The sequence below is a fragment of the Streptomyces sp. NPDC052396 genome (genome assembly GCF_044593195.1).
GTDB lineage: Bacteria > Actinomycetota > Actinomycetes > Streptomycetales > Streptomycetaceae > Streptomyces.
The window spans coordinates 183,117-205,519 of record NZ_JBIUAW010000009.1; the positions used below are offsets into that span (position 1 = coordinate 183,117).

The following is a 22,403-nucleotide window of genomic DNA, read 5'->3' on the forward strand; positions in this document are numbered from 1 at the left end:
GAACCGACTCATTGACTCAGCCTTCTCCTTCCTTCGCGTGTGCGGTCATCCCGCGTACGGCCGTCCGCCGTGCGATCCGACTGCCGTGTGGTGTCCACCAGTTGGCCGGTCCCAGGGCCGCCATGACAGCGGGGACCAGGACACCGCGTACCAGTACGGCGTCCACGAGGGCACCGAGAGCGATACCGATGCCGATGAGCTTGAGGAGCGCGACATGGGACATGCCCATGGCGGCGGTCGAGACCGCCACGGCCGCGGCTGCCGAGGTCATCAGCCGGCCCGTGCGCGCGATGCCGTCGACGATCGAGCCGCGGTTGTCATGGCTGCGTTCGTACTCCTCGCGGATGCGGCCGAGCAGGAAGACCTCGTAGTCCACCGACAGGGCGAGCGTGATGAAGAGGACGAACAGCAACGTGGAGGCGTCCAGCGCACCCGGTGCGGTGAAATCGCCGAGCACGGCACGGCCGTGGCCGTCCTGGAAGAGGAGGACCATCGCCCCCAGACCGGCCCCGAGGCTGACGGCCGCCACGGCCACGGCCTTGAGGGGGGCGACGGGGGAGCGGGTGAACAGCCCGAGGAGCACCATGAGTCCCACCGCCAGGAGCAGCCCGCACGTCGGCAGGGCGCCGCACACCGCGGTCGAGCTGTCCGCGATCTCCGCGGCCCGCCCGGCGACCGCCACGGCTCCCGGCGCGGGTTCCTCCCGCACCCTCCGCACCAGCGTCTCCGCCTCGGATGTGCCGGGTGGCGCGGCAGAGGCGACCAACAGCACGGCGGCCTCCCCCCTCCCTGCCGCGGCGGACCGGACGGTGCGTACCACGCGTACGCCCGCCACGCCCGGAAGACCGTTGAGGCGTGCGGCGTAGGCCGGCGCGGCGTCCCGCGCCCCGGGGCCGCTCACCACCACGGACAGGACGCGCTCGGGAGGGACGGCGAACTCGTGGCCCACACGGGCGGCGGCGGAGGCCGCCGACGCGGACGGGGGCAGGGTGCGCTCGTCCACAAGGCCCAGCCTGGCGTGGGTGAACGGGACCGCCATCAGGCCCAGGGCGAGGACCGCGAGGCCGCCGGCGAGGAGAGGCCGCGCGGTGACCGTGCGTGTCGTCCTCCGCCAGAAGCGGCTGTCGTCCCCGGTGTCCGTACGCCGCCACCGTGCCAGCGGATCCCACGCCTGGACGCGCGGGCCGAGCAGCCGAAGACAAGACGGCAGCACCAGCAGGGCGACGAGCGCGGACAGCACGGTGACGACCATCCCTGCCAGGGAGAGTCCGCGCAGCAGAGGAACGGGAACCACCATCGCGGTGGCCAGACAGGTGGTGACGGCGGCCGCGGAGAAGGCGACCGAACGGCCGCTGGAGCGCAGAGCGGCGGTCAGCGCCGTTTCCCGGTCCACGCCCCGTGCCATCTCCTCGCGTACCCGGGCCAGCAGGAAGAGGCTGTAGTCGACGGCCATGCCGAGCCCGACGGCGGAGGCGGCGCTCACCGCGACCCGTGACACATTGGTCCACTGGGCCAGTACACCCAGGACCGGAAGCGTGCAGCCGACGGCCGTCACGGCCACGAGGACCGGCAGCAAGGCGGCAACGACCGATCCATAGGCGAGGACCAGGAGGAGGAAGAGCACCGGCGCCGCGATCAACTCGGCCCGGCGCAGATCGTGTTCGATCGTCTCGTCGATCTCCCGGTTGGTCCAGACCTCACCGCTCGGCTCCACGCGGGCCCCCGAAGCGGCGGACCGTGCGGCGGCCACGACATCGGGGGCCGCGGTCTTGCGTTCCTTGTCCGTCCCTCTCAGCCGCACGCCGATGAGCAGGGACCGGCCGTCCTTCGACCGCAGCCAGGTGTTGCCGGTCGTCTGGGCGGACCACACCGCCCGTACGGCCGGATGCCGGGAGAGGGTCTTCACCACGGCCCCGGCGTCTGCCCGGACCGTCCCCGTCCCGCCTCCCTCGCCGGGCCGGTCCACGGTGAGCAGCAGATCGGGCGAGGGCACGCCCAGCCGCTCGGCCTGCCGCCCGGCTCGCCCGGCCTCGGTTCCCGTGGCGACCGCGCCGCCTGTGCCCAGCGCCGAAAGCGCGACCGGGGCCAGTGCCCAGGCGCACACCGCGGCGAGCACGGCGCACACCACCACGAGCCACGCCCGCCGCCGTACCGCATCCACTCGTGTATCCCTCCCGCCCGCTGGGCCCGTGCCGTCGTCGGATCCGCTCAGGGAGCCGTGAAGAGCAGGACCGCGTTCTGGCCGCCGAATCCGAAGGAGCAGCTGATTCCGGCCTCCGCGGCCGTCGCGCGAGGGTGCCCGGCCACAATGTCGAGCTTGTGGTCCCCTTCCTGGTGCGCGAAGTTCGCCACCGGCGGGACGGCTCCGTGCCGCAGCGCGAGGACTGTATAGGCCGCCTGGACCGCCCCGGCCGCCCCGAGGGTGTGGCCGATGACGCCTTTGGACGCGGTCACCGGTGGTGCGTCGGCTCCGAAGACACGCGTGAGGGCCGCCGCCTCGGAGGCGTCACTGAGGACGGTGGCGGTGCCATGCGCGTTGACCAGCCCGATGTCCCGGGGGCCGCACCCCGCGTCCGCCAAGGCGGCGGAGATGGCCCGGGCCGCCCCTTCCCCTCCCGGGTGGGGAGCCACGGGATGGTACGCGTCGGATCCGGCGCCGTAGCCGCGCAGCAGGGCGAGGACCCGTGCCCGACGGGCGCGCGCGGTGGCGGGCCGCTCCAGGACGAGAACGGCGGCGCCCTCGCCCAGGACCATTCCGTCCCGTTCGGCGTCGAACGGACGACAGGCGAGAGCCGGCTGCTCGCGCCGCTGGGAGAGGGCCCGCATCCGGGTGAAGCACGTCGTCGCCATCCGGGAGCGGGCCGACTCACTGCCGCCCGCGAGGACGATGTCGCAGGTCCCCGAGCGCAGCAGGTCGCGTGCGACCCCGATGGCGGTCGCGCCCGAGGCACAGGCACTGGAGGTGGTGAAGTTGGGGCCGCGGACACCGAGATCGATCGCGACCTCGCTCGCGGCCATGTTGGGCACACTGCGCGGCAGGGCGAGCGGCGAGACGCGCTCCGGCTTTCCGGCGCCGAGACGGCAGAACTCGCCGACGTAGGAACTCAGGCTGTTCGACCCGACGCCGAGAATCACTCCGATCCGCTCTCCCCGCCAGGACGACGGAGCGAGCCCGGCGTCGGCGACGGCCCGGCGTGCGGCGATCAGGGCGAACTGGATGAAACGGTCCGTTCGGCGGGCACGGGGCCGGCCGAGCTCCCCGTCGACGTCCAGGTCGCGGACCTGACAGGAGAAGTCGACGGGAAGGCCCGCCAGTTCGGGGTCGGTCGCGGCGAGCGAACGGCCCCGGCACAGGGCCTCCCAGTTCGCCGACGCCGTGTGACCCGCAGGGGTCACCAGGCCGAGGCCGGTGACGGCTACCTCAGACCGCACGCGCGTTCCGGAAGGCGTGAGCCGCCTCGGCGAGGGTCGAGGAGGGAGCGAGGTCCAGTGCGTCCTCGGGCAGGACGACGGCGAACTTCTCCTCCGCGGCGACCACGAGTTCCATCAGCGACAGCGAATCCATGCCGAGGCTTTCGAACGTCATCCCGGCGGAGAGGTTCTCGGGGCGTGCATGCACGCCCAGGTGGTCGGTCAGCAAGGCCAGCAGGTTCTCGGGGAGCGCCGACTGCTCCGCCTGGTCCGGTGACTGTGTCATGCCGGGATCTCCTGTTCTTCCGTTGCCGGGCCGGACGCCATGCATGCGTTGAGGCGGACGTAGATGTCACGCGCGCGGGATGCCTGTGCCTTGAGCTGTTGCATCTGCCGGCCGATGTGCTCCTGCGCCTCCCGCCCGGTCGGCCCCAGCCCGGTCGTGGTCATCACGCCGAGCGCCCGCACCAGCGGCTGGAGCACGTACTCGAGATGGACGTCCAGGTTGAAGATGCCCGCCGCGGCCACGCGCGCGGCGCGCGCCCGGAAGCCGGGGATCTCGGTGCCGGGCATCCGGAAGCCGCGGATCACGTCGGCGAGGGCGACGAGGGCGTCGTCGGGGAACGCCCGGATCGCGTCCTCGTACAGGCCCCGGTAGAAGAGCATGTGCAGGTTCTCGTCGGCCGAGATCCTGCACATGAGCACCTCACCGACGTGGTCCCCGCACGCCGCGCCGGTGTTGCGGTGCGCCTGCCGGGTCGCCAGCTCCTGCACCGTGACGTAGGCCAGGAGATGCAGCGGAGTCGGCAGGTCGTTGCGGTATCCGTTGCCCACGTGCCGCATCCGCAGGTCCTCGAGGGCGACCGGGTCCACGCCCCGCCGGGCGTGGAGGTAGGCGCGCAGGACGGACGAGTGCCTGTCCTCTTCCGCCGTCCACCGGTGGACCCATGTGCCCCAGGCACCGTCACGGCCGAGCCGTGAGGCGATCTCGAAGTGGTAGCTGGGCAGGTTGTCCTCGGTCAGCAGATTGATGACCAGGGCGTCCTGGACCGCATGCGGCAGCGCCGACTGCCCCGGATCCCAGCCCGAGCCTTCCAGCGGCCCGTCGAAGTCCCTCGCCGCACTCCACGGCACGTACTGGTGGGGCAACCAGTCACGGGCAACCGCCAGATGCTGGTTCAGCAACCGCTCGACAGATGGTTCCAACTCCCGCAGGACGCTTTCCGCCGTGCCAGGGGACACCCTTCACCTCTGCTGTCTCGATCGATCGCGCACACCTACTGGTGAACGCACCTCCGCGAGAGAGGCCACGGTGATCCACGCGATCGAGGGAAGATGATCGGTGTGTCTGACAGTTGGGGAGGGGTGAGGTAGTCCGGAGGGCCGATGGCCTCCGTGCGAGGGAGTCGGCACTGTGCCGCCAACCAGGCTTGCTCCGAGGCGTATGTGACTAGCCGTCAGGCAGGGTGGCGACCTCGTCCGGCCTCTCGGTTGGCGCGACGCGCGCGGACAGGTCGGCCGGCGCCGCCATTTACCGTCCGGAAAAGCCGCCAACAGGCACCCGGCGCTTCGCAGCTGCGATGATCCGTCCTTGGCCCGCCAACTATCGGTCGGAGTCACAACTGGCCGCCGGAACTCCAGCGGCATGTGCCGGCCAACTGGCGGGCGTATGGCCTCAAGTAGGCCGCGCCCCCGACGGGGCGCCTCCGGCGGGTGGCCGAGTGTCTGGATGCCGGTACCGTGTGGATCAATTGAATTTCCTTAGCCGAAAGGCGAGTTCTGTTTATGAGTGAAAAAGGCGCTGTCCTGGTCATCGGTGTCGGCCCGGGTCTGGGCGTGGCGATTGCTCGCACCTTCGCCGAGGCCGGTCATCCGGTCGCGCTGATCGGCCGTAACGCTGCCAAGCTCAAGGAGCTGGCGGCCCGGTTGCTCGACGAGGGCCACACCGCCCAGGTCTACCCGGCGGACGCCGCGAGCCCCGCCGAGCTGACCTCCGCCCTGGACGCGGCCGTCGCCGGCCTGGGCGCCCCCGAGGCGCTTGTCTACAACGCCGCGTACCTCCGGCCCGACAGCCCCAGCGCGGTCAGTGCCCAGGAGTGGGCGGACAGCCTCGCGGTCAATGTCATCGGTGCCACCGTGGCCGCCGGCCGCGTGATTCCGGCGTTCCGGGACGGCCATGGCACCGTCCTGTTCACCGGCGGCGGCTTCGCCCTGGCCCCGTCCCCCGACTTCGCCAGCCTCTCGGTGGGCAAGGCGGCGCTCCGCGCCTATGCGCAGGCGCTGCACGCCGAGCAGCTGGATGCCGGGGTGCATGTCACCACCGTCACCATCCGCGGGATGATCACGCCGGGCGATGAGCGGTTCGACCCGGAGGCCATCGCCGCGGCCTACCTTGAGCTGCACCGGCGCCCCCAGGAGCAGTGGCAGGCGGAGTACCTCTACGCCTGACCGCTCTCCTCGCCCCGGCGCGGCAGATCCGGTATGAATGGGCGGGCTGGGTGCGGGTGAATGCCGGGCCGGTCAACCCCGGCCACCGCCAGTGGAGTTGCCTCCGGTACGGCACTGGTCTGGGCGGGGGACGCGCCGGGAAGGGCTGACCCGCCGCGTCGGCGGCCCGCCTTACGGTGAACGGCATGGACGGCACCGCCCCGGCACCCGCACCGACCGGACACACTCCGGATCCCACGGTCCTGTTTGTGTCCCGGCTGAAGGAGCGTCTGTACGCGACGATCACCATGATCGCGGTGGTGGTGGGCCTGGCCTCCGCCGGGGAGGTCGGACCGGTGGGGGCCGCCTCGTCGGTCGCCGGCACGGCGGTGGGGCTGTGGCTGACGTCCCTGGTCGCGGACGGGCAGGCGCACCGGGTCGTCCACGGGATCGGCTTCAGCAGGCAGCAGCTGCGGGCGACGCTCCATGTCTCCAGCCCGCTGCTGCTGTCGGCCGTCGGACCGCTGATCCTGATCACGCTGTCCGCCCTGGGGGTGCTGCGGCTGCACACGGCGCTTCTGATCGCCGCCGGGGTGAGTGTGTGGGTGCTGTTCGCGTGGGGCTGGTACGGCGGGCTGCGCATGGGAGGCGGCAGGGTTCTCGCCCTGGTGACCGGGCTGGCCGACGCCGCCATCGGCACGGCCGTCGCCCTGGCCAAGGCCGCGGGTCACTGACCGGACCGCCTGGTGCGGCAGGTCCGGTGCCACCGCCCGCTCAGCCGGCCGGCGGTTCGAAGAGCCGGACGCCATCGGTGAGCAGACCACCCCGCTTGACATGGCGGAGCACCGGGACGACCTCCAGTTGCTGAACGGTCTTCAGGGCGCCGATGCGCTCGGTCACATAGGTGTAGAGCGCGCCGCGGTCGCGGCAGACCACCGTGCCCACCAGGTTGGTGGTGCCGGTGGCCGCCGCCAGCCAGGGGATCTCGGGGTGGCGGGCGAGGGCGCGGCCGGCCTCGGCCAGGTTGTGCGGGGCCACCGTGGCGAACAGGGCGGCCTGGACGGTCAGGCCGAAGTGCACGGGGAGGATCTCGATGTCGAAGTAGAGGGCGCCGATCTCCCGGAGGTGCTCCAGCCGGCGGCGCACCGTGGACTCCGAGCGGCCGGTCGCCCGGGCCAGCTCCGGGTAGCCGGTGCGGCCGTCCCGGGCGAGGACGGCCAGCATGGCGTGGTCGGCGGCGTCCAGCCGGGTTTCCTCGTCCCCGGTGGTGCGCGGGCGGGCCAGCTCCCGTACCTGCTCCTCGCTCAGACCCCTGCCGTCCAGGCCGTCCAGCCACTGGCCGAATTCGGTGGTGTAGATGTGCAGCAGGCTCTGCGCGGTGACGCCGGTGACGTGCTGGGTGCGGGGCAGCTTCTGGAGCAGGAGCGCGTCGCGTTCGTCCGAACTGTGCGAGCGGACCACACAGGCCACCTCGGACCCGCCGGAGTGGATCTTCACCCAGCCGGTGTCCGGGCGGCGGGCCAGGGCTTCGGCGATCGGCACGGCGGAGCCCGGGGCGCACTGGATGCGCAGCCAGTTCTCGGACATGCCCAGCCGGTCGGTGACCGGCAGCCCGATGACCCGCAGCAGCCGTTCGCCGTGCAGCCGGCGGTAGCGGCGGACCACCGTCTGGTCGGTGACGCCCAGCACGGCCGCCAGGCGGCTGAAGGAGGCCCGGCCGTCCAGGGAGAGGGCGTGGACCAGCCGGCGGTCCAGGGTGTCCAGTTGCTCGATGTTCACCTTTCCATCTTTCCACCATGACAGGGCGGGCTGTCATGGAAATCCACCAGGGGCGGGCTGCTAGGTTCGGGATCCAGCCGTGGCATGCGAGCTTGGTCGGTGTTGCCAACCCTTGGCCAAAAGATTTCGGACAGGAGTGCTCTGATGCGTAAGTGGCTGCCGCTCACCGCGGTGTGCCTGGGGACCTTCATGCTGCTGGTGGACGTGACCATCGTGGTTGTGGCGCTGCCCGACATGGCCGGAAGCCTGCACACCTCGTTCGCCGACCTGCAGTGGGTGATGGACATCTACGCCCTGGCGCTGGCCGCGCTGCTGCTGGGGCTGGGGTCGCTGGCCGACCGGGTGGGCCACCGGCAGGTCTATATGGCCGGGGTGGCGCTCTTCGCCCTGGCCTCGCTGGCCTGTGGCCTGGCCACCGACCCGGCGGTACTGATCGCCTTCCGGGGCGTCCAGGGCATCGGCGGCGCGGCCATGCTGGCCACCACCACCGCCCTGGTGGCCCGTCTCTACCAGGGCCGGGACCGCGGGGTGGCCTTCGGCGCCTGGGGCGCGGTCAGCGGGGCCGCGTCGGCGGCCGGACCGATCCTGGGCGGACTGCTGACCGAGTACCTGGACTGGCGCTGGATCTTCTTTGTCAACCTGCCCATCAGCGTGCTCGCCATCGCCATGACCGCACGCTTTGTGCCGGCCACGGGCGGCGGCCCCCGGGGCCGGGGGATGGACCTGCCGGGCATGCTCACCTTCACGATGGCGGCCGGTGCGCTGACCTACGCCCTGATCAAGGGCGCCGACTACGGCTGGGCCTCCGGCGCCACCCTGGGACTGTTCGGCCTGGCGGCCGTGGCGCTGCTGGTCTTCCTGGTGCTGGAGCCGCGCCGGGCCCAGCCCATGCTGGACCTGGCCCTGTTCCGCCGGGGCTCGTTCACCGGCCTCATGATCGTCGCGGTGCTGCTGTCGGTGGCCGCGTTCTCCTACCTCGCCTACACCTCGCTCTGGCTCCAGTCGGTACGGGGCATGGGCCCGGTGGCGGCCGGACTGGCCTGCCTGCCGATGAGCACCGCGTCCTTTGCCCTCGCCACGCTCGGCGGGCGCTACCTCCACGGGGTCTCGCCCCGGCTGACCCTGGGCGTGGGCATGCTGCTGATCGGCGGCGGCGCCCTGCTGATGACCGTCATCGGCGCCGGGTCCACCTGGACGGTGCTGGTGGCCGGGTTCCTGGTGACCGGCATCGGGGTCGGTGTGAGCATGCCGGTACTGGCCTCCACCGCCATGGCGGCGGTGCCGCCGGAGCGCGCCGGCATGGCCAGCGGTGCGGTGAACACCGCCCGTCAGCTCGGCAACGCCCTGGGCATCGCGGTCCTGGGCGTGGTCTTCCACGCCGGACTGACCGCATCCCTGCGCCACCATGGCGGCGGCCTCTCCGCCGACGCCCTGGCCGGCGGGCAGGCCGCCCCGCTGATCGCCCACACGGCGCCCGCGCGGCGCGGCACGGTCGAGCACCTGGTGCACACCGCCTTCGCCGACGGGCTGCGGGATGTCTTCTGGGTCTCCGGGGTGCTGGGAGTACTCGGCGGGCTGGTGGCGCTGGCCCTGGTACGCAGCCCCATGGCCCCGTCCCGGCCGCCGGTTCCCCGGCGCGCGGACGAGCCGTCGATTCCGGCCGCGACCTGAGCGGTTGAGGCACCGGGCGGCCGCACCATGCGGCTCCACCGCGTGGGCGCGCCCCGTCCGGGGGCAAGGTTGCGGGCCACCCGCCGGGGCAGGAATCCCTGCGCACCAGGCAACCCGGCGGGAGGGCACGCACAGTGGTTACGGACCGGCACGCGCACCCCATGACGTACACCGACGCCCAGGCCGTGCGGCACTATGAGCAGGCCCTGGACCACCTGCTCTTCTTCCGCGAAGAGGTGGTCGCGGAGGTCGGCGCGCTGCTCGACGCCTCGCCGCGGTCCGCCATGGGGCATGTCTTCCGGGCGTACCTCGGCCTGCTGGGCACCGAGGAGAAGGACGCGGCCGAGGCGGCCACCGCCTTCGCGGCCTACCGCCGGGAGGCGCCGGTGGCCGCCCTGGCCCCGCGCGAGCGTATGCACCTGGCGGCCGTCTCCCACTGGCTGGAGGGCGACCTGCACCAGGCCGGCCGGCTGCTCGCCGAGCTGGCCGTGGCCTGCCCCAGGGACGCCCTGGCCCTCGCAGTCGGCCACCAGATCGACTTCTTCACCGGCAATGCCCCGCTGCTGCGCGACCGCATCGGCGGTGCGCTCTCCGCCTGGGACACGGACGATCCGCACTATGGGCTGCTTCAGGGCATGTACGCCTTCGGCCTGGAAGAGGCCGGGCACTACGACCTGGCCGAAGGGGTGGGCCTGGCGGCCGTGGAGCGCAACGCGCGCGATGTCTGGGGCATCCACGCCGTCATCCATGCCTTTGAGATGCAGGGCCGCCCCGAGGACGGCATCCGCTACCTGGACGCCCGCACCGAGGACTGGTCGGCCGGTAACTACCTCAATGTGCACAACTGGTGGCACTACGCCCTGTATCTGCTGGAGACGGGCCGGACGCCCGAGGTACTGGCCGTCTATGACGCCGCCGTGCACCATGACGGCTCGGCCGGGGTGGCCATGGAGCTCCTGGACGCCGCCTCGCTGCTCTGGCGGCTGTATCTGGAGGGCACCGACACCGGCGGCCGCTGGCCCGCCCTGGCCGACGCCTGGGCGCGGCGGCAGGACGGCGCCTACTACGCCTTCAACGATGTCCACGCGGTGATGGCCTATGTCGGGGCCGACCGCTTCGCCGAGGCCGAAGAGCTCATCCGGGAGCGGCGGTTGTGGCTGCGGGACGCTTGTGTCACACATCCGGAACGGTCCAATATCCCGATGACCGCCGAGATCGGCCTGCCGGTGTGCCGGGCGCTGGTGGCCTATGGGCAGCGGCGGTACGCCGAGGCGGCCGAGCTGTTGCTGCCGCTGCGCCACCGCTTCCAGGACTTCGGCGGCAGCCACGCCCAGCGGGACGCCCTGCAACGGACCCTGGTGGAGGCCGCGTTGCACGCCGGACACCATGATCTCGCCCGCACCCTGCTGAGCGAACGGGCCAACCTGCGCCCCCGATGCCGCTACGACCAGGACGCCCGGGCCCGCCTCGGCCGGCGGACGGGCGTCCCCGCCAGGTCCGTCGAGGAGTAGCGGAGCCCCCCTCCGGACCGCTAGCGTGTCCGGCGTCAATGCGACGGTACTGTGGGGAGGATGGCGATGGTGCGGTTGGCGGACGGCCCTGAGTTCGAGGCGGATGTGCATGTGGCCGCGTCCCCGGACCGGGTCTGGGACCTGGTCAGCGACATCACCACGCCGACCAGGTTCGGCGGGGAACTGTACGAGGCCGAGTGGCTGGACGGCGCCACCGGGCCGGCCGTCGGTGCGACCTTCGTCGGCCGCAACCGCAATGAGCTCCTGGGTACTTGGGAGACCGTCTCCCGAGTCTTCGACTACCGGCCGGGGCACGCCTTCGGCTGGGAGGTCCGCAGCAGCGACGGCGGCTATGAACGCCCCGTCGCCCGCTGGCGGTTCGAGCTGGAGCCCGAGGAGGGCGGCACCCGGCTGCGCCAGTCGGTCGCCATCGGGGCGGGCGCCTCGTATCTGGTCCAGGCGATCGCGGCCCGGCCCGAACGCGAGGAGGAGCTCGTGGGTATGCGGCTGGGCATGCTGGAAAAGGGCATCCGCTCGACCCTCGACGGCATCAGGACCCACGCGGAATCCTGAAGTCGCCCCGGACCCCGAAGTGTTCGCCTCGCCGGCACCGCAGGGGAGTGAGAGGTGACCTCTCCTGCGGAAGGCCTGCGGCGCCGCCCCTCCGGGGGCGTCCGGTGGGGCGGCGGCCCGGATCAGTCCAGTTCGATGTTGAAGTCCCAGACGGCCACGGCCTTTTGATCGTGACGCCAGGTGAGCTGGGCGGCACCGGCGTGGAAGGTGCCGGTCAGGGTGAGGGTGGCCGGGTGCCCCGGACCGGCGGTCACCGACGCGTCCCCGGCCGGCGCCAGGGCGATGTCCTTGCCCTCCTCATCGCGGGAGCTGAAGTCCTCGGCGCGTACCGTGAGCGGCGCGGTGGCCTGGTCGAGCGTGATGGTGAAGGTGCCCGCGGTCTGCTCCGGGGGCTTGCCGCCGGCCGTGGGGGCGGGCAGGTTCTCGGTGGGGCCGGACGCCCGGATCAGGGCGGTTCCCTCGGGGAGCTGGGCGCGTACCGCCGAGCCCACGGCGACCAGTTGCAGGTGCTTCTCGTCGGCGGTGGGGGTGGCCTGGCCGGCCGGGGCCGAGGGGATCGGCACGGAGCCCAGGCTCTGGACGGTCCGGGCCGCGTCATCGGTGGACCGGTCGGACGGCTTATGGGTGCCGCCGCAGCCGGTGACGGTGGTGAGGACGGCGGCCGCCAGGGCGAGCGAGCAGGCGGTCAGCGAGCGGCGGCGGAGGCCGGGCAGGCCGAAGCCCGCCCGGCTCGGCGCCGTGTGGCGCGGGGAGTTCATCGGTTCCGCGTGCCCCCGACGACGGGGTGCTGCGGCTCGTCGGCCCGCGCGGTGGCGGGGTAGACGACGCTGCCCGAGTCGGCGGGCGGCAGGGCCCGGCCGGAGGGGTTGTTGTAGACGTCGGCACCGAAGGGGCGCAGCCCGTCGGCCGCGGCGTACCCGAGGTGCCCATGCCCGTCGGTGCCGCCGTGGTTGATGCCGAACAGGTCCTCCATGCTGCGCAGCCAGCTGTAGTGGTTGTACGGCTGGTCGCTGATGGAACCCGGCTTGATGAAGCGGGAGATGACCACCGAGCCGGTGATGCCGCCGCCGGGCGTGGTGTCCTGGCCGAACGCCTGGAAGCCGGGCTGGGTGGTGTTGGGCCCGGGCAGCTCATTGCAGCAGGCCACCACCGACTGGGCGGTGTCGGTCGGGGTGTTGAGGCTCTTGTCCTTGTTGCCGGTGTAGTCGGCGATCGAGTTGCCGTACATCTTGTACGGCGGGAAGGCCTCGTCGAACAGGATCTGGATCATGCCGTCGTGCTGGAACGCGGGCGAGGACATGATCTGCGGGACGACCTTCTCCAGGAACTTGTCCGAGGCGTACAGGCCGCCCTGGTGGTCCTTGGGGTCGCCGGAGAGGTTGTCGCCCTTGCAGGTCGCGTCGTGCGCGTCGGAGCAGTTGTTCGGAGTGATCCAGTTGAAGCGCGGAGTCGTCGACTCCTTCTTCAGGTCCTGGGCCAGCCCGGACAGCGCCTTGTGCCCGGCCTGCTTCGGCCGGCCGTTCAGCGGGACGACCCGGGCGCAGTCCTTGGGATTGTCGATGACGGAGTGGAACCAGGCGGCCGGGTTGTGCTTGGCGACGTACTGGTCCTTGGCCGTGGCGCCGCCCGGGTCCGGCACGCCGTCACCGGACGGGCTGCCGGGTATGCCGCACTGGTAGACGTTCTCCCGCTTGTCGTCGTTGCCCATGTCCTGGGCGTAGACCTTCCACGGGACATGCTTGGCGTCGAGCTGGTTGAACAGCGTCTTCACCCGCGACGGGTACACACAGCCGGAGGAGGCCAGCGTCTGGCCGTCGGCGGCCGGGGTGCCGGGCTTGACGTCCTTGTACTGCCCGCAGTCGTCCTGGTTGTCCGGCGCGGGTGCCTGGCCGGAGACCAGGCTGATGTAGTTGTCCAGGCTGTAGTGCCCGGTGCCGTAGTACTGCCGCATCAGCTCCCCGTAGCGCGGCAGCGTCTTCCACAGGTAGCTGTTCTGGTTCAGCCCGGTGAAGGTGGCCTCGTAGGACTTGTTCTCCAGGATGATCGTCCACACATGGCCCGGCTTCTTGGGCGCGTTGCCATGGGCGGCCTGCGCAGACGCCGGAGGCGCTCCCAGGCCGGTGAACACCAGCGCCGCCCCGGCTGCGACCGCGGCTGACGCTCTGAACATCCCGGCTGCCGGCCAACGGCGGCGTGGGGAACCTGACATGTCGATGTCTCCGTCTCTTCCGGCGGGAGGATGTGCACTTCCCGCTGCCGGCCGAACTCTGCTACGCCGAACCGCGCGGAGGTGGGAGCGGGGTGGGCGCGCAGGTGACTGCAAGGTGAACGTTGCATGACAACGCCACGGGATGTCCACCCTTCCGGCCCAGGTCAGCGCTATGGAGTGACGGTTCGCACGCTGTGCGGGGCGCCCATGAACGCGACGAGAGACACCGGCGGCCGCGCGCACCCCGAAAACCGGATGCGCCGCATCCCGCCCCTCGCCTACCGTGGCCCCATGTCTACGCCCCGAATTTCCTAGCCAGGGACCCGCTTCCGCACCAGAAGTGTGTCCCTTCGCTATTTCGGAGCGTCATCCCATGATCACCGTTCGTGGTGCAGAGCTGCGCGCGGGCGCGCGCCTGCTGCTGTCCGGCCTCTCCTTCACCATCTCTCCCGGCGACCGCATCGGCCTGGTCGGCCGGAACGGGGCCGGCAAGACCACCTTGATGAACGCCCTCGCCGGGCGGACCAGGCCCGCCGCCGGGACCGTCACCCACACCGGGCCGGTGGGCTACCTGGCCCAGGACTCCCGGGCGGCCGACCCCGCCATGACCGTCACCGACCGGATCCTGTCCGCCCGCGGGCTGGACCGTGCCCTGCACCGGCTGCGCGCCGCCGAGTCCGCGATGGCCGCGGCGGCCGGGCCGGCGGCGCTGCGGCGGGCGATGGACGACTACGCCCGCGCCGAGGCCGCCTTCCAGGCCGGCGGCGGATATGCGGCCGAGGCCGAGGCGGCCAGGGTGGCGGCCGGACTGGGCCTGCCCGACCGGGTGCTGACCGAGCCGGTGGGCGCCCTCTCCGGCGGCCAGCGGCGCCGGGTGGAACTCGCCCGCATCCTGTGCGCCGGGCAGCGCGGCACCCTCCTGCTGGATGAGCCGACCAACCACCTGGACGCCGACTCCCTCGGCTGGCTGCGCACCTTCCTCCATGGCCACCAGGGCGGCCTGATGGTGATCAGCCACGATGTGGACCTGCTGGCGCAGGTGGTCAACCGGGTCTTCCACCTGGACGCCACCCGCGCGGCCATCGATGTGCACAACACCGGCTGGGCCGCCTACCTGGCTCAGCGGGAGGCGGACGAGCGGCGGCGCACCCGGGAGCGAGCGAGCGCCGAACGCAAGGCCGCCGCCCTGCACGCCCAGGCGGACAAGATGAAGGCGCGCTCGGCCACCGCCGTGATGGCCAAGAGCATGGCGCGCCGGGCCGACCGCATGCTCGCCGAGCTGGAACCGGCCCGGCGCACCGAGAAGGTCGCCAGGATCCGGCTGCCCGAGCCGGCCCCCTGCGGCCGGATGCCGCTGGGCGCGATCAGCCTGGCCAAGTCCTATGGCGGCCACCAGGTCCTCGACGGGGTGGACCTGGCCGTGGACCGGGGCAGCCGGCTGGTGATCCTGGGCCTCAACGGCGCCGGGAAAACCACCCTGTTGCGCATCCTGGCCGGCCAGGAGCGGCCCGATACGGGGCGGGTGGTGCATGGACACGGCCTGCGGCTGGGCTACTTCGCCCAGGAACACGACACGCTGGACGCCGGCCGCACGGTCCGGGAGAACCTCGCCGCCGCCGCCCCGCACTTGACGGACGGCGAAGTACGGCGCGTGCTGGGGGCGTTCCTGTTCGGCGGGGACGACGCCGGCAAACCCGCCGGAGTGCTCTCCGGCGGCGAGAAGACCCGCCTGGCCCTGGCCGGACTGGTCCACTCCGGAGCGAATGTCCTGCTGCTGGACGAGCCGACCAACAACCTCGACCCGGCCTCCCGGGGCGAGGTCCTGGCGGCCGTCGGCTCCTACCCCGGCGCGATCGTGATGGTCACCCATGACGAGGGCGCCATCGACGCCCTGCGCCCGGACCGTGTGCTGCTGCTGCCGGACGCGGACGAGGATGTGTGGAGCGAGGAGTACCGCGCGCTGGTGTCCCTCGCCTGACCGGGCCCGCGCGGCTGCGGGCGACCGCCCTCATGTGCAACACAAACGGGGGTCGCGCCCCAACTCGGTGCCCAGCCCAGGGGGTTGGGCACCCGCCCCGGCCGCTCGCCGGGGGAGCGGGACGGTCAGCTCACCCCCGCACCGGCCGGTACCGGCTCACCTGCACACCCGTGCCGCTGGTCACGGTCGACACCAGCTCCAGGGTGCGCAGCTCGCCGTCCTCGGGGAAGAGCCGCTTCCCGCCGCCCAGGAACACCGGAATGATCATGAGCAGCAGCTCGTCGACCAGCCCCTCGCTCAGCAGGGCGCGCACCAGGGTGGGGCTGCCCATCACACACAGGTCGCCGCCCTCGGCGGCCCGCAGCTCCCGGATCCGGGCGATGGCCTGGCCGCCGGGGATACGCCGGGTGTTCTCCCAGGTCAGCTCGTCATCCTTGAGCGTGCTGGTGACCACGTACTTGGGGACGGAGTTCATATGGTCGGCGAAGGGGTCCCCGGCCCGCTCGGGCCAGGCCGCGGCCATCGTCTGCCAGGTGCGGCGCCCGAACAGCAGGGCCTCGGTGGTGGCCGCCGCCTCGCTGATGGCGCCGCCCATCACCTCGGGATCGAAGAAGGGGTGGGACCAGCCGCCGTGGGCGAAGCCGCCATCGGTGTCCTCCTGGGGGCCGCCCGGCGCCTGCACCACACCGTCCAGGCTCATAAACTCACTGACCACGATGCGCATGGGACTGCTCCTGTTCCCTGGGCCGAAGATCCGCGACGGCTGCGAGTCCGTCGTGGGATCACCATCCCACCCGCCACTGACAACGGCCCCGGGAGCGGCTGTGAGCGGCTACGACCGGCGGCGGGGCTTGCCCCGCCGGCCGGACCCGGCGGTGCCGGAACCGCCGCGCGCACCCTTGGCGGCCGCGGGCTTGCGCCGCGCACCACCGGTCTCCGGGCGCTTCTTCTTCGGCTCACGCTTCGGCTCGGCCGGAGCCGCGGCCCGGTCGGCGGAGCGGCGGCCGCGCGAGCTGTTGACCGTCCGGCCGCGGACGATGCCGATGAAGTCCTCCACCAGGTCGGTGGTCGCCTCCTCCGGCCAGGACAGGGCGACCCGCGACTGGGGCGCGTCCAGCAGCGGCCGGTAGGTGAGGTCACGGCGGTGGTACAGCCGCGCCAGCGACTGCGGGACCACCAGCAGGCCCACCCCGGCCGCCACCAGCTCGATGGCGTCCTCGGTGGTGGCCGGACGCTCGATGGCGGGCCGTCCCGGCGGGTGCTCCCAGTCCAGGGTGTCGTCCAGCGGATGGAAGACGACCTCGTCGGCCAGGTCGGCGGCGGACACCTCGTCCACCGCCGCCACGAGGTGGTCCTTGGGAGCCACCACCACGGTGGTCTCGGTGTACAGCGGGATGGCGCACAGGTCCGTCCCGTCCACCGGCAGCCGGAGGAAGCCCGCGTCGGCCTCGCCGCGCCGCAGGACGCCGGTCGCCTCGGCGGCCGGTACCTGCACCAGGTCAAGGGGGATCTCCGGCAGCCGCTCCTGCCAGATCCGCACCCACTTGGCGGGTGTCACGCCCGGAACGTAGGCGAGCCGAAACGAAGAGGGTGCTTCCGTGCCTGTCACCCGGCCAGGTTACCGGCGTGGTCGGAGCCGGCGCACATGCTCGATATCCTTGACGTCATGAAGTCGCACCAGAGCACCCAGACCATGAAGCCCGCGACCGCGGCCAAGAAGCTGGGTGTGTACCTCGAGGCCACCCCCGCCGAGTTCCGGGAGGGTGCCGTCTCGCGCGACGAACTCAACGCCCTGCAGAGCGACCCGCCCGAGTGGCTGAGTGAGCTGCGCCGCAACGGTCCGCACCCCCGGCCGGTGGTCGCCGCCAAGCTGGGCGTCTCCATCTCCGGCCTGGCGCGCGGCGGCATCACCGAGGCGCTGACCACCGAGCAGATCGAGGCGCTGAAGCAGGAGTCTCCCGAGTGGCTGCAGAAGGAGCGCGCCACCCAGGCCGAGGTGCGCAAGGAAGCGGCCCGGATCAAGGAGAAGAAGGACGAGAAGGAGAAGCAGGGCAAGTAGGCCGCGGAGCCGGCTGACCGGCCCGTTTACTGAGCCCCTCCCTCCGTCCTGAGCTCTTCCGCAGGCAGGACCCCGCCGGATAGGGAACTTGGCGGGCCGGACGCGCACCAGCCCGCGCCGGGCGGACGGTCAGTACGCGTGCCGGTCCGGCTTGTTGGTCCAGGTGTCGTAGGCCAGGGCGCCGATTTCGGGGTGGATCTGCTCGATCTTGATCCGCCGCTGGTCCAGCGGCTTCTGGAAGTCCTCGTACTGGTAGGCGTCGTCGAAGCCGATACGGCGTGTGTCATCCAGGCTGCAGCTGAAGTAAACGGCGTCCATCCGCGACCAGTAGATCGCACTCATACACATCGGGCACGGGGCGCCGCTGATGTAGATGGAGCAGCCCTGGAGCATCCGTGCCCGCTGGGGAACCGGGTCCGGTGACCCTTCGGGGCGGGGCACATATTCCAGGGTGCTTTCGTTCTGGTGCTCTTCCGAGATCGACGGCGCTTCGGGATTGAGAAACTGCACTGCCTTGTGAATGCTCTCGATCTCCGCGTGAGCCGTGGGGTCGCCGGTCAGCAGGACCCGGTTCTGGCCGCGCGCGACAATATCGCCATTACGGCTGATCACTGCGCCGAACGGCCCGCCCCAGCCCTTTTCCACCGACTCGGTGGCGAGCCGTACCGCTTCGGTGATGAGCTCTCTGTGTTCCATCACGCATCTCCGATCGGCGTCCGATTTGCCGTATAAATCCTATACGTCTAGGGTAATCAAGGTGAGTTCGCGTGCAAGCCGTGACTCCGGGGCTGACAGTGCGACCGTGGTGACCACGCAGAAGGTGCGTGCCGGGCGCGTCGACGACTATCGGCGCTGGCAGGACAGGGCGAACGATGCGGCCCGCGCATTCGACGGTTTCGAGGCCGCCGAGGTGTACTCCCCGGAAGCCGGTGACGAGAACGAGTGGGTGGCCGTCTTCCGCTTCTCCGGCATCGGCCCCCTGACCGCCTGGCTGAACTCACGGCAGCGACAGGAACTGCTCGCCGAGGCAGAGGAGTTGTTCGAGGAGCCCCCGACCCAGGAAGTGCTCCATGGCGGCGCCCTTCCCCAGCGGCCTCCGGAGGCCGTCACGGCCGTTGTCTCCCATGTGGTCAAGCCCGGCCAGGAACAGCGCTTTCTGCGCTGGCAGGACAAGACCCTCAAGGCGCAGGAGAAGGCGCCCGGCTTTATGGGATCCGAGCTGTTCAAGCCGGTCGCGGGAGTCCAGGAGCGCTGGGTGGTGGCCTTCCGCTTCGATTCCCGCGAACATCTCGACGAATGGCTCGCCTCCGATGTCCGAAAGGCACTGCTGGAAGAGGGGCGCAATTACTTCTACTCCTATGACGTGCGCAAGGTCGGCTCGTCGTTCAGCGGTTGGTTCCGTTTCGGGGAGGGGGCGCAGGGCGCCGCTCCGCCCAACTGGAAACAGGCCATGTGCGTGCTGCTGGCCCTCTATCCCACCGTGATGGTGCTCACCCTGACCGAGGGAGCCGAGCTGACGCGGCTCGGTGTTCCCGGCTATCTCGGACTGTTTATCGGCAACGTACTGAGCGTCAGTGCACTGACCTGGCTGCTGATGCCCCTGGTGAACAGGGCGTTGGCCTTCTGGCTGGTGCCCGGGCGCGCACGTGGCCGTCGCGTCCATGTGGCGGGAGCGGCAGTGGTGGTGCTCGGCTATCTGCTGTGCATCGCCGTCTTCGGACTGATCACGCACTGACCGCTCCCATGCCGGCTACCCGGAGGAGAGCGCGATGTCTGAAGCGGAAATCGAGGCGGCGCTGATCCGGCGCGGCGACCGCGGTTATGAGAGCGCCCGAGCCGGCGCGGTGTGGAACGGCCGCAAACCCGAGCGGTTCCCCGCGGCCATCGCGCGGCCCGGATCCGAACAGGACGTCCGGCAGGCCCTGCGCTACGCCCGTACCCAAGGGCTGCGGGTGTCGGTGCTCTCCGGCGGCCATAACTGGTCCGGCAGCCAACTCCGCGACGGCGGGCTGCTGATGGACCTGTCACGGCTCGCCCAGTGCCACGTCGACCCCGGATCGGCCACCGCGACGGTGGGGCCCGCCGCAACCGGTCAGGAACTGGTCGCGGCCCTCACCCCGCATCAACTGGCCTTCCCCGTGGGGCACTGCCCCACCGTCGCGGTGGGTGGTTATCTGCTCAGCGGCGGCCTCGGCTGGAACTCCCGTGCGTGGGGCCCCGCTTGCGCCGACGTCCAGGAGATCCAGGTCGTCACGGCCGACGGCCGGACGGTGGTGTGCTCCGAGACGGACCACAGTGATCTCTTCTGGGCCGCCCGGGGCGCGGGGCCCGGCTTCTTCGCCGTCGTCACCCGCTTCCGGCTCCGCCTGCACCCCCGCCCGGCGTCCATCATGACGACGAGTCTGACCTTCGCACTGTCCGAAGCCGGCCCAGTGGCGGGCTGGGCGGAACGGACCACACGCCAACTCCCGCCGAACGTCGAAGTGGCCCTGGTGCTGAGGGCCTTGGGCAAGCCCACCGCGACGGCCCCCGCGGGGCCCCGGATCGAGGTCGGTGCCACCTGTTTCGCCGGGACGCGCGAGGAAGCCCTCGCCTCACTCGCCCCCGTGGCCGCCTGCCCCTTCGCCGCCGGCGCCCTTTCTCGGCAACCGCCCGAGCCCACGTCGTTCGCCGCCCTGCACGCGGGCGCCGCCGCCGTATGGCCGCCGCAACACCGTTACGCGGCCGACACCTTGTGGTCGGCGGAGACCTATGAAACCCAGCTGACCCGGACCGCCGAGGCGATCGCCCGCGCCCCCTCCGGCCACTCCCTGGTACTCGCCCCCGTACAGCCGGTATCCGAAGACCCGGCGCTCCTGCGGAACATGGCCTTCGCGCCACTGGGCCAGTCCTACCTCGCCTGCTACGCCATCTGGGACGACCCGGCCGCGGACGAGGCCAACCTCCCATGGCTACGGGCCATGATGAACGGCGCGGACCCCCCGGGGCGTGGCGGCCACTACATCGCCGAGGCCGACCTGGAAGCCGGCCCCGACGCCGCACGGCGCTGCTACGTCCCCGCCGACTGGGACCGTCTGCGGGAGCTCAAGGCGCGATGGGACCCGGACAACCTCTTCCACTCCTGCCTGACGCCCTGACGCCCTGACGCCGGACCGCTGCCCGCCCGCACCACCGCCCGTGCCCGTCAACCGCGGTTCAGCAGCCCCGAGATCGGCGAACCCCCCTTCTTGCCACCGGCGGCCAGCCGGACTCGCTCGGTGAGCGAGGGGCTGTGCCCCAGATCGCCGGGGGTGACGAAATTCGGCTCGGCCTCGGTGGCCCGGATCTTCTCCAGCGCCTGCTCGGCGGAGCTCGGGGTACCGCCCTCAGTGGCCCGGTGCAGGGCGGCACCGAACGCGGCCATGGAGGCGAGCAGTTCCTCGTCGCCGGGATCGGTCAGTGCGGCGGGCGACGGCAGCCCAGCGGCAGCGGGGTCCCGCCGGGTGACGCACAGCACGGCCGGCAGCACGATCTGCTGGTGGGCGTAGGAGGTGTGCCCGGCCAGATAGCGCCGGGCCACCTTCTGGTCGGGGAGTGCCATGGGGGAGGTTCCTGTCCGTGCGGGCCTCGGCGGCCTCGGTGGCGTGTTCTCAAGGCCGGCCGATGCCCAAAACCTGTGGCGGCAAAGCGAGTTGTCCGTCCGCGGCCGAACAGCGATTGACGGCCGGTGGCGGCCGGCGGTCGGATGGCGCCCCATGAGCACAGGGCAGATGCACCCCGGCACGCATCCCATCGACGACGATCTCGTCATGCGGCTGATCGCCGGGCAGTTCCCGCAGTGGGCGGGTTCGGCGGTGGAGCGGTTCCCCTCCGGAGGCACGGTCAATGCCATGTACCGGCTGGGCGACGAGATGGTGGTACGGCTGCCGCTGGTGGCAGGCGGGGCCGGGGATGTGTCGCTGGAACAGGAGTGGCTGCCCCGTCTGGCGTCCCGGATACCCATGAGCATCCCGGAGGTGCTCGGGGCCGGGGAGCCGGCCGAGGGATATCCCTGGCCATGGTCGGTGTACCGGTGGCTGACGGGGGCGAACCCCGAGGCGGGGAAACTGGCCCGGCCCTCGCAACTGGCCGGGGATCTGGCCGAGTTCGTGGTGGCGATGCGGAGCATCACCCTGCCGGGAGCGCCGCGGGCGCACCGTGGCGGGCCGCTGGCCGCACTGGACGCGGCGACCCGGACGGCGATCGGGGAACTGCGCCGGATCCCGGAGGAGGGCGTCGACTGCGATGCCGTGGCCGCCGTATGGGAGGACGCGCTGCGGGCCCCTGTCTGGGACGGGCCGCCGGTGTGGCTGCACGCCGATCTGATGCCGGGCAATCTGCTGGTGGACGAGGGCGGCAGACTGGCCTCGGTCATCGACTTCGGGTGCATGGGGGCCGGCGATCCGGCCTGCGATCTGTTCCCGGCGTGGAATCTGCTGCCGGCCGACGCACGGGCGGTCTTCCGCGAGGCGTTGGACGTGGACGACGCGACCTGGGTTCGAGGGCGGGCACGCGCCCTGTCCCAGGCGCTGATCGCGCTGCCGTACTATCGCGAGACGAATTCGGGGATGGCGTCCAATGCGCGTCATGTGATTCGCGCCGTGCTCGGGAAGGACTGAGGGGCGCCCCGTAAGGGGCGCGGGGCGGCGGTGCCATGCGGCTCCGCCGCGTGGGCGCGACCAGCCACAAACGGCCCGCACTCACCACGCGACACAGCGGCCCGGCACGGGAAGCACGTCACGCGAACCCCCGCCGGATGGCGTCCGG

General features: G+C 71.7%; 21 protein-coding genes. 10 read left to right on the forward strand and 11 right to left on the reverse strand.

The window, feature by feature from the left end:
• Positions 1-16 precede the first annotated feature (16 nt).
• From ACIHFE_RS24265 to ACIHFE_RS24280, 4 genes are read right to left on the reverse strand one after another with little or no spacing between them, the layout of a single operon-like run.
• The gene (locus tag ACIHFE_RS24265; RefSeq protein WP_400109540.1) at positions 17-2,161 is read right to left on the reverse strand and encodes an MMPL family transporter; all 2,145 of its coding nucleotides are present in this window, start codon (positions 2,159-2,161) and stop codon (positions 17-19) included.
• A gap of 47 nt (positions 2,162-2,208) precedes the next feature.
• On the reverse strand, positions 2,209-3,432 hold the full coding sequence (locus ACIHFE_RS24270; RefSeq protein WP_400109541.1) for a beta-ketoacyl-[acyl-carrier-protein] synthase family protein: 1,224 nt from the start codon (positions 3,430-3,432) through the stop codon (positions 2,209-2,211).
• Positions 3,422-3,697, reverse strand: a complete 276-nt coding sequence (locus tag ACIHFE_RS24275; protein ID WP_400109543.1) for an acyl carrier protein — start codon at positions 3,695-3,697, stop codon at positions 3,422-3,424. Before ACIHFE_RS24275 ends, ACIHFE_RS24270 begins: the two co-directional genes overlap by 11 nt.
• Positions 3,694-4,653 carry an acyl-ACP desaturase gene (locus ACIHFE_RS24280; protein WP_400109544.1) on the reverse strand — a complete coding sequence of 320 codons (960 nt, stop codon included), beginning with the start codon at positions 4,651-4,653 and terminating at the stop codon, positions 3,694-3,696. The genes ACIHFE_RS24275 and ACIHFE_RS24280 overlap by 4 nt, the downstream gene beginning before the upstream one ends.
• Positions 4,654-5,196: 543 nt before the next feature.
• Between ACIHFE_RS24280 and ACIHFE_RS24285 the strand changes: the two genes are divergently transcribed.
• Entirely contained in the window at positions 5,197-5,859 is a 663-nt protein-coding gene (locus ACIHFE_RS24285; protein WP_400109545.1) for an SDR family oxidoreductase, read from the forward strand.
• 185 nt (positions 5,860-6,044) lie between these two features.
• Positions 6,045-6,572, forward strand: a complete 528-nt coding sequence (locus tag ACIHFE_RS24290) for a hypothetical protein (protein WP_400109547.1) — start codon at positions 6,045-6,047, stop codon at positions 6,570-6,572.
• Between the two features lie 40 nt (positions 6,573-6,612).
• Here ACIHFE_RS24290 and ACIHFE_RS24295 read toward each other — a convergent pair whose 3' ends face one another.
• Positions 6,613-7,617, reverse strand: a complete 1,005-nt coding sequence (locus ACIHFE_RS24295; RefSeq protein ID WP_400109549.1) for an Lrp/AsnC family transcriptional regulator — start codon at positions 7,615-7,617, stop codon at positions 6,613-6,615.
• A gap of 144 nt (positions 7,618-7,761) precedes the next feature.
• Between ACIHFE_RS24295 and ACIHFE_RS24300 the strand changes: the two genes are divergently transcribed.
• The 3 genes from ACIHFE_RS24300 (at position 7,762) to ACIHFE_RS24310 (ending at position 11,372) form a co-directional block, all read left to right on the forward strand.
• Positions 7,762-9,288, forward strand: coding sequence for an MFS transporter (locus ACIHFE_RS24300; protein ID WP_400109551.1), 1,527 nt, complete (start codon positions 7,762-7,764; stop codon positions 9,286-9,288).
• A gap of 161 nt (positions 9,289-9,449) precedes the next feature.
• Positions 9,450-10,799: a tetratricopeptide repeat protein gene (locus ACIHFE_RS24305; protein ID WP_400109553.1), complete on the forward strand. Its 1,350-nt coding sequence runs from the start codon at positions 9,450-9,452 to the stop codon at positions 10,797-10,799.
• A 60-nt stretch (positions 10,800-10,859) separates the two neighbouring features.
• Positions 10,860-11,372 carry an SRPBCC family protein gene (locus tag ACIHFE_RS24310; RefSeq protein ID WP_400109555.1) on the forward strand — a complete coding sequence of 171 codons (513 nt, stop codon included), beginning with the start codon at positions 10,860-10,862 and terminating at the stop codon, positions 11,370-11,372.
• A gap of 122 nt (positions 11,373-11,494) precedes the next feature.
• On the opposite strand, the gene ACIHFE_RS24315 is transcribed toward ACIHFE_RS24310, so the two are convergent.
• Positions 11,495-12,130 (reverse strand): hypothetical protein, encoded by a 636-nt coding sequence (locus ACIHFE_RS24315; protein WP_400109556.1) that lies wholly within the window; start codon positions 12,128-12,130, stop codon positions 11,495-11,497.
• Positions 12,127-13,542, reverse strand: coding sequence for an alkaline phosphatase family protein (locus tag ACIHFE_RS24320; RefSeq protein WP_400109558.1), 1,416 nt, complete (start codon positions 13,540-13,542; stop codon positions 12,127-12,129). Before ACIHFE_RS24320 ends, ACIHFE_RS24315 begins: the two co-directional genes overlap by 4 nt.
• A gap of 412 nt (positions 13,543-13,954) precedes the next feature.
• Between ACIHFE_RS24320 and ACIHFE_RS24325 the strand changes: the two genes are divergently transcribed.
• Complete coding sequence (locus ACIHFE_RS24325) at positions 13,955-15,559, forward strand: ABC-F family ATP-binding cassette domain-containing protein (RefSeq protein WP_400109560.1); 1,605 nt, start codon at positions 13,955-13,957, stop codon at positions 15,557-15,559.
• 130 nt (positions 15,560-15,689) lie between these two features.
• Here ACIHFE_RS24325 and ACIHFE_RS24330 read toward each other — a convergent pair whose 3' ends face one another.
• Together ACIHFE_RS24330 and ACIHFE_RS24335 are read right to left on the reverse strand one after the other, a co-directional pair.
• Positions 15,690-16,283: a dihydrofolate reductase family protein gene (locus ACIHFE_RS24330; protein WP_400109562.1), complete on the reverse strand. Its 594-nt coding sequence runs from the start codon at positions 16,281-16,283 to the stop codon at positions 15,690-15,692.
• 108 nt (positions 16,284-16,391) lie between these two features.
• Positions 16,392-17,168 (reverse strand): LysR family substrate-binding domain-containing protein, encoded by a 777-nt coding sequence (locus tag ACIHFE_RS24335; protein WP_400109564.1) that lies wholly within the window; start codon positions 17,166-17,168, stop codon positions 16,392-16,394.
• A 57-nt stretch (positions 17,169-17,225) separates the two neighbouring features.
• Here ACIHFE_RS24335 and ACIHFE_RS24340 point away from each other — a divergent pair, with 57 nt between their 5' ends.
• A complete protein-coding gene (locus ACIHFE_RS24340) occupies positions 17,226-17,618 on the forward strand; it encodes a DUF5997 family protein (RefSeq protein ID WP_400109566.1) in 393 nt (130 codons plus the stop codon).
• A gap of 129 nt (positions 17,619-17,747) precedes the next feature.
• On the opposite strand, the gene ACIHFE_RS24345 is transcribed toward ACIHFE_RS24340, so the two are convergent.
• Positions 17,748-18,314 (reverse strand): nucleoside deaminase, encoded by a 567-nt coding sequence (locus tag ACIHFE_RS24345; RefSeq protein ID WP_400109568.1) that lies wholly within the window; start codon positions 18,312-18,314, stop codon positions 17,748-17,750.
• A 106-nt stretch (positions 18,315-18,420) separates the two neighbouring features.
• On the opposite strand from ACIHFE_RS24345, the gene ACIHFE_RS24350 reads away from it, so the two are divergent.
• Positions 18,421-19,353 (forward strand): antibiotic biosynthesis monooxygenase, encoded by a 933-nt coding sequence (locus tag ACIHFE_RS24350; RefSeq protein WP_400109570.1) that lies wholly within the window; start codon positions 18,421-18,423, stop codon positions 19,351-19,353.
• A 34-nt stretch (positions 19,354-19,387) separates the two neighbouring features.
• Entirely contained in the window at positions 19,388-20,755 is a 1,368-nt protein-coding gene (locus ACIHFE_RS24355) for an FAD-binding oxidoreductase (RefSeq protein ID WP_400109571.1), read from the forward strand.
• A 47-nt stretch (positions 20,756-20,802) separates the two neighbouring features.
• Here the strand turns inward: ACIHFE_RS24355 and ACIHFE_RS24360 are convergent, their stop codons facing one another.
• Positions 20,803-21,198 carry a hypothetical protein gene (locus ACIHFE_RS24360; RefSeq protein ID WP_400109573.1) on the reverse strand — a complete coding sequence of 132 codons (396 nt, stop codon included), beginning with the start codon at positions 21,196-21,198 and terminating at the stop codon, positions 20,803-20,805.
• Positions 21,199-21,352: 154 nt separating this feature from the next.
• Between ACIHFE_RS24360 and ACIHFE_RS24365 the strand changes: the two genes are divergently transcribed.
• Positions 21,353-22,255 carry an aminoglycoside phosphotransferase family protein gene (locus ACIHFE_RS24365; protein ID WP_400109575.1) on the forward strand — a complete coding sequence of 301 codons (903 nt, stop codon included), beginning with the start codon at positions 21,353-21,355 and terminating at the stop codon, positions 22,253-22,255.
• The last annotated feature ends 148 nt before the right edge of the window (positions 22,256-22,403 follow it).

Bases quoted from the DNA above. Each gene is read 5' to 3' on its own strand.
- ACIHFE_RS24275 (WP_400109543.1), bottom strand. From the start codon at position 3,697: ATGACACAGTCACCGGACCAGGCGGAGCAGTCGGCGCTCCCCGAGAAC.
- ACIHFE_RS24285 (WP_400109545.1), top strand. From the start codon at position 5,197: ATGAGTGAAAAAGGCGCTGTCCTGGTCATCGGTGTCGGCCCGGGTCTG.
- ACIHFE_RS24290 (WP_400109547.1), top strand. From the start codon at position 6,045: ATGGACGGCACCGCCCCGGCACCCGCACCGACCGGACACACTCCGGAT.
- ACIHFE_RS24300 (WP_400109551.1), top strand. From the start codon at position 7,762: ATGCGTAAGTGGCTGCCGCTCACCGCGGTGTGCCTGGGGACCTTCATG.
- ACIHFE_RS24305 (WP_400109553.1), top strand. From the start codon at position 9,450: ATGACGTACACCGACGCCCAGGCCGTGCGGCACTATGAGCAGGCCCTG.
- ACIHFE_RS24310 (WP_400109555.1), top strand. From the start codon at position 10,860: ATGGCGATGGTGCGGTTGGCGGACGGCCCTGAGTTCGAGGCGGATGTG.
- ACIHFE_RS24315 (WP_400109556.1), bottom strand. From the start codon at position 12,130: ATGAACTCCCCGCGCCACACGGCGCCGAGCCGGGCGGGCTTCGGCCTG.
- ACIHFE_RS24320 (WP_400109558.1), bottom strand. From the start codon at position 13,542: ATGTTCAGAGCGTCAGCCGCGGTCGCAGCCGGGGCGGCGCTGGTGTTC.
- ACIHFE_RS24325 (WP_400109560.1), top strand. From the start codon at position 13,955: ATGATCACCGTTCGTGGTGCAGAGCTGCGCGCGGGCGCGCGCCTGCTG.
- ACIHFE_RS24330 (WP_400109562.1), bottom strand. From the start codon at position 16,283: ATGCGCATCGTGGTCAGTGAGTTTATGAGCCTGGACGGTGTGGTGCAG.
- ACIHFE_RS24340 (WP_400109566.1), top strand. From the start codon at position 17,226: ATGAAGTCGCACCAGAGCACCCAGACCATGAAGCCCGCGACCGCGGCC.
- ACIHFE_RS24345 (WP_400109568.1), bottom strand. From the start codon at position 18,314: ATGGAACACAGAGAGCTCATCACCGAAGCGGTACGGCTCGCCACCGAG.
- ACIHFE_RS24355 (WP_400109571.1), top strand. From the start codon at position 19,388: ATGTCTGAAGCGGAAATCGAGGCGGCGCTGATCCGGCGCGGCGACCGC.
- ACIHFE_RS24360 (WP_400109573.1), bottom strand. From the start codon at position 21,198: ATGGCACTCCCCGACCAGAAGGTGGCCCGGCGCTATCTGGCCGGGCAC.
- ACIHFE_RS24365 (WP_400109575.1), top strand. From the start codon at position 21,353: ATGAGCACAGGGCAGATGCACCCCGGCACGCATCCCATCGACGACGAT.